The sequence below is a fragment of the Actinoallomurus acaciae genome, from assembly GCF_042429965.1.
GTDB classification, from domain to species: Bacteria; Actinomycetota; Actinomycetes; order Streptosporangiales; family Streptosporangiaceae; genus Actinoallomurus; species Actinoallomurus acaciae.
Genome location: NZ_JBHLZP010000770.1, coordinates 1 through 2,929, shown reverse-complemented (window position 1 = coordinate 2,929; position 2,929 = coordinate 1). Strand labels below are relative to the sequence as shown.

Here is a 2,929-nt window from a genome sequence, read left to right as displayed (position 1 = left end):
CCCGGTCACCCGCACGGGCTCCACTGCGGGGGCGCCTCCGGTGCCGCCTGCCACGTCCGGGCCGCCCGGCCGATCCCGGTGAGGGAGGCCCCGGGCCACGAGCTGCCGACCACCGGTAGCTCCTCGGCGCTGTTCGCCCTGGCGGGGCTCGGCCTCGCCGGCGCGGGCGTGGTGCTGTACCGGCTCGGCCGGACACGCCGCGAGAACGGCTGAAAGACGCCCGGGAACCCTCGCCCGAGGGTTCCCGGGCGGTCTCTCGGAGACGGAGCACCGACCCGATGGTGCGGACCGGGGTGACGGGGGAGCAGGATGGGGACCATGCTTTTGCGGATCTTCACCGAGCCCCAGCAGGGCGCCGGATACGAAACCCTGCTCCGCGTCGCCAAGGCCACCGAAGAGTACGGCTTCGACGCGTTCTTCCGCTCTGACCACTACCTGAAGATGGGGGACGTCAGCGGACTGCCGGGTCCGTCGGACGCCTGGATCACCCTGGCCGGTCTGGCCAGGGAGACCCGGCGCATCCGTCTGGGCACCCTGGTGACCGCCGCGACGTTCCGGCTCCCGGGCCCGCTCGCCATCTCCGTGGCGAACGTCGACGACATGAGCGGAGGGCGCGTCGAGCTGGGTCTGGGCACCGGCTGGTTCGACGACGAGCACACGGCGTACGGCATCCCGTTCCCCGGTCTGGCCGAGCGGTTCGACCGTCTCGAGGAGCAACTGGCGATCGTCACGGGCCTGTGGGAGACGCCCGAGAACAAGACGTTCGACCACCGGGGCACGTACTACCAGGTGACCGACTCCCCGGCCCTGCCGAAGCCGGCCCAGCGACCGCGACCGCCGATCATCATCGGCGGGGTGGGCGCCAAGCGCACGCCACGGCTCGCCGCGCGCTACGCCGACGAGTACAACGTGCCGTTCCACTCGGTCGATGACACCGGGGCGGCGTACGAGCGGGTGCGCGCCGCCTGCGAGAGCGGCGGACGGGAGCACGGGTCCATCGTCCTGTCGGCCGCGCAGGTCGTCTGCTGCGGGCGCGACGAGGCGGAGCTCCGCCGGCGCGCCGACGCGATCGGCCGGACGGTCGAGGACCTGCGGGCGGGCGGCCTGGCCGGCACCCCGGCCGAGATCGTCGACAAGATCGGCCGGTTCGGCGAGCTCGGCGCCGCGCGGATCTACCTCCAGACCCTCGACCTGGAGGACCTGGAACACCTCGAGCTGCTCGCGAGCGACGTCCTTCCCCAGGTCTGACCGCCGTCGGCACGGCCGCGCCGGGGCGGGCGGGAGCCTCCCCGGCGTGGCGGTCAGAACATCGTTCGTGACAGGTACCCTGTTCGCGAAAAGGAGCGTTCCGTGACCGAGGCGACCGAGATACCACCTCCGCCGTGGCGGCGTCCCAAGAAGGCCCCGCGGCAGCGCCGGCCCCTCAGTCAGGAGCTCATCGTCGACACGGCGATGCGGATCCTCGACGCCGAGGGTCTCGACGCGCTGAGCATGCGCCGGGTCGCGGTCGAGCTCCAGACCGGCCCGGCGTCCCTGTACGCGCACGTCGCGAACAAGGACGAGCTGCTGGAGCTGATGGTCGACCGGATCACCGGCGAGCTGGACGTGCCGGCGCCCGACCCCGACCGCTGGCAGGAACAGATCGTCGAGGCGGGCGTGGAGGCCCACCGGGTCTGGACCCGGCATCCCGGCATCGCCCGCGCCGCGCTCGCCAACATTCCCCTCGGCCCCAGCTCCCTGCGCTACTCCGAGGCGATCCTCGCCATCTTGCGGGCCGGCGGCGTGCCGGACGAGCGGGCGGGCATGTTCGTCGACCGGCTGTCGCTGTACATCCTCGCGGACGCCTTCGAGGACTCCCTGCACCGCGAGCGCGGGCGCCGGACGGAGGAGGACGCGCGGGAGTACTTCGAGCAGGTCCGCGGGTACTTCCACAGCCTGCCGCCCGACCGCTTCCCGGTCATCACCTCGATGGTGGGCGCGCTGATCGACGGCGACGGCGACGAACGCCTGCGGTACGGCCTGGAGCTCCTGGTCCGCGGCCTCGCCACGTACGTCCCCGAGCGGCCGGAGACCTCGGCCGGCCGGCCCGGTTAGAACCGGCCGGTTAAAACCGGTAGGTCCGATCCGCCGCGGTCCGCGACACTGTGCGGTGTGCTGCTGACGATCACCACGACCGCGCGCCCGGCGACCGACCTCGGCTACCTGCTGGTCAAGCATCCCGGCCGGGTCCAGGCGTTCGAGCAGTCGTTCGGCACCGCTCACGTCTTCTACCCCGAGGCGGGCGAGGACCGCTGCACGGCGGCGCTGCTGCTCGACGTCGATCCGATCAGGCTGGCCCGGACCCGGCGGACGCCGGACCTGTCCCTCGGCCAGTACGTCAACGACCGGCCGTACGCCGCGTCGTCCCTGCTCGCGTCGGCGATGGCGAACGTCTTCCGCACGGCCATGCGCGGCCAGAGCCGGGAGCGTCCGGACCTGGCGGCCGCCCCGATCCCGCTGCGGATCACGCTGCCCGCGCTGCCGTGCCGGGGCGGACCCGACCTGGCCACGAGCCTGTTCGCGCCGCTCGGCTGGCGGGTGGAGGCGTGCCCGGTCCCGCTCGACGAGCGGTTCCCCGAGTGGGGCGACTCGCGGTACGTCACCCTCACGGTCGAGGGCGAGTCCACCCTCGCGGCCGCGCTGAACCAGCTCTACGTCCTGCTGCCGGTCCTGGACGACTCCAAGCACTACTGGGTGGCCGCGGACGAGGTCGACAAGCTCGTGCGCGCGGGCGAGGGCTGGCTCGCGGCGCACCCCGCCCGGGCCCGGATCACCCGCCGCTACCTCGCGAACCGCAACCGCCTGGTCCGTACGGCCCTGGCCCGGCTCGCCGACGCCGACGACGCGCCCGACGACGCGCTCGACCGCCACCCCATCGACGAGGAGCCGC

At 73.2% G+C, this 2,929-nt stretch carries 4 protein-coding genes; all 4 read left to right on the top strand.

The genetic code is table 11. The features are described 5' to 3' along the window. Nucleotides 1-213: LPXTG cell wall anchor domain-containing protein (locus tag ACFFNX_RS46700; protein WP_378212814.1), on the top strand; the 213-nt coding region annotated here is incomplete at its 5' end. A 105-nt stretch (nt 214-318) separates the two neighbouring features. Further along, nucleotides 319-1,248 carry an LLM class F420-dependent oxidoreductase gene (locus ACFFNX_RS46695; RefSeq protein ID WP_378212812.1) on the top strand — a complete coding sequence of 310 codons (930 nt, stop codon included), beginning with the start codon at nt 319-321 and terminating at the stop codon, nt 1,246-1,248. Between the two features lie 102 nt (nt 1,249-1,350). Continuing rightward, a complete protein-coding gene (locus ACFFNX_RS46690) occupies nt 1,351-2,094 on the top strand; it encodes a TetR/AcrR family transcriptional regulator (RefSeq protein WP_378212810.1) in 744 nt (247 codons plus the stop codon). Between the two features lie 57 nt (nt 2,095-2,151). Further along, nucleotides 2,152-2,929, top strand: a 778-nt coding sequence (locus tag ACFFNX_RS46685) for a 3' terminal RNA ribose 2'-O-methyltransferase Hen1 (protein ID WP_378212809.1), incomplete at its 3' end; no start/stop codon positions are given.

What these genes read in the sequence shown, in the direction of transcription:
- ACFFNX_RS46695 (WP_378212812.1), top strand. Translation starts at nt 319, where the DNA reads ATGCTTTTGCGGATCTTCACCGAGCCCCAGCAGGGCGCCGGATACGAA.